The organism is Acidovorax sp. KPB24-03, assembly GCF_057546605.1.
Window position 1 is genome coordinate 1 of the sequence record NZ_BAAJYR010000484.1, and the last position, 2,296, is coordinate 2,296.

2 protein-coding genes and 1 pseudogene are annotated in these 2,296 nt (G+C 68.9%); all 3 read right to left on the bottom strand.

The window, feature by feature from the left end; genetic code table 11:
• Nucleotides 1-17: 17 nt before the first annotated feature.
• Nucleotides 18-1,022, bottom strand: a pseudogene (locus AC27KI_RS22940) (M61 family metallopeptidase); the annotation flags it as partial.
• A gap of 110 nt (nucleotides 1,023-1,132) precedes the next feature.
• Nucleotides 1,133-1,852, bottom strand: coding sequence for a DsbC family protein (locus AC27KI_RS22945; protein ID WP_284393166.1), 720 nt, complete (start codon nucleotides 1,850-1,852; stop codon nucleotides 1,133-1,135).
• A gap of 87 nt (nucleotides 1,853-1,939) precedes the next feature.
• Nucleotides 1,940-2,296, bottom strand: a 357-nt coding sequence (locus AC27KI_RS22950; protein ID WP_487116013.1) for an FAD-dependent monooxygenase, incomplete at its 5' end; no start/stop codon positions are given.

The following is a 2,296-nucleotide window of genomic DNA, read 5'->3' on the forward strand; positions in this document are numbered from 1 at the left end:
GGCGTTGTCGATCAGGCCGCGCGGCGCAGCAGCAGGTCGTCGTAGTAGCTCGTGAAGCCCTCGAAGAACCAGAGCAGTCGCGTGTAGTTCTCCTGGGTGTAGTCGTACTGAGCGAACTCCGCCGGGCGCAGGCGCTTGACGTTCCAGGTGTGGAAGTGCTCGTGGCTCACCAGCCCGAGCAGCGTGTTGTAGCCCTCGGGCGCGCGTGCCTGGCCGATGCGCGGCAGGTCGCGCCGCCCGCAGATCAGCGCGGTGGAGTTGCGGTGCTCCAGGCCCCCGTAGCCGTCGTCCACCACGTTCAGCAGGAACAGGTAGTTCTGGTAGGGCGGCTTGCCGCTGCCGTGCCAGAAGCGGATGCCGGCCTCGCAGATGCGGCGCACGTCGGCCACGATGCGGTTGCCGTCGAATGAAGGCGCGGCGCCTGCGATCACCAGCCGGTGCGGCACGCCGCAGGCCGTGAAGCGGATGCTCCAGAACGGGCCCATTTCCACGGGGCAGTCCACCAGTTCGTCGTAGTGCTCGGCGCGGTAGGTGCCGAAGCCGGCGCGCGTGGTCTTCTCGGCGGCGAGCCCGGTGGCGACGGACCAGCGCGCCACGGCGGGCGTGCTCACGATTTCCAGGTCGTGTCGCGCCGCCTCCTGGCCGTGCACGCGCAGGCACAGGCTGGTGCCGTTGAAGAAGCCGCGCGTGGCATCCAGAAAGGCGGTTCGCACCGAGGTGTCGTAGGCGCAGACTTCGTACGTCAGCACCAGCGGGTGGTCGTTGCGGCACTGCACCTCCCAGCGGCACTTGTCCATCTGGGCGAGGGGCACGTCCTTGCCGTCCTGCTGCGCGCGCAGGTTCTGCAGGTTCTTGGCGAATTCGCGCACCAGGTAGCTGCCGGGAATCCAGACGGGCAGCGACAGCGCCTGCCGGGCCGCGGGCTTGGCCACCGTCAGCGTCACGCTGAACAGGTGGGCGTGCAGTTGCGCGGGCTCGACGCGGTAGTGGACGGCGGGGTGGGCGTGGCGAAGGGCGGACATGGTGCGTGCGGCGCTGAAGGTCGGGGAAGGCCCGGGCCGGCGCAGGGAGTGGTCCGCGCCGCCCGGCGGTCAGGAGCGTGCGCCGCGGCAGCCGCCGCGCACGCCGGGGCTCAATTGCCGGAGCCGCCGGCGTCGGCCATGCGCTTTTCGACTTCCTGCGCGTTGATCGCGCCCGGCACGCGGGAGCCGTCGGCGAAGATGATCGTCGGCGTGCCGGTGATCTTGTGCTTCTTGCCGAAGGCCAGGTTGCGCTGCACGGCCGCGGTGTCGCAGCTGGCGGCGGGTGCCGGCTTGTCGCGCACCATCTGGTCCTGCCAGGCCACCACGCGGTCCTTGGCGCACCAGATGTTGCGGGACTTCTCGGCCGAATCGGGGCTCAGGATGGGATACAGGAACATGTACACGGTGACGTTGTCCACGTTCTGCAGGTCCTTCTCGAAGCGCTTGCAGTAGCCGCAGTTGGGGTCCTCGAACACCGCGATCTTGCGCTTGCCGTTGCCGCGCACGATGGTGAAGGCATCCTTGAACGGCAGCGCGTCGAAGTCCACCGCGGTGAGCTTGTTGATGCGGTCTTCGGTCAGGTTGCGCCGGGCCTTGGTGTCGATCAGCTCGCCCTGGATCAGGTAGTTGCCCTTGGCATCGGTGTAGAACAGGTCGGTGCCGATGCGCACCTCGTACAGGCCCTGCATGGGCGTGCTGCGCACCTCGTCGATCTTCTCCAGCTGCGGAATGCGGTCGGACAAGGCCTTGCGGATGACCGTTTCCTGGGCGAACGCGCCGAGGGACAGGGTGAGCGCGGCGCCGGCCAGCAGGGAGGAGATCAGTTTCATGCGATTCTTTCGTTCTTCAACTCGTTGTTCATCAATGCGCCGCGGCGCTCGCCAGCGGCCCGCCTTGCGGCCCTTCGGTCCATCCCGTCAGCGCAGGCCCATGGCCTGGCGCGTCACCCAATCCTTGAGCGGGCCGCTGCGCTCGAAGCCCTTCATGCCCCAGTTGCGCAGCGCCATCAAAGGCCCCTCGCTGCGCGAGAAAAGCTGCTGCAGCCCGTCCATCGTCCAGCCCATCGGCAGCAGGGCCGCCTTGCGTTCGCGCTCGTACTGGCGCAGCAGCCGCAGGTCGCCCACGCCGCGCCAATAGTCGCGCCCGTTCAGCACGCGGGCCAGCGCCTGCGCATCGCCCAGCCCCAGGTTCAGGCCCTGGCCGGCCAGCGGATGCACGTTGTGCGCCGCATCGCCTGCCAGCGCCCAGCTGCGCGCGGCGCCCGATTGGCCCGG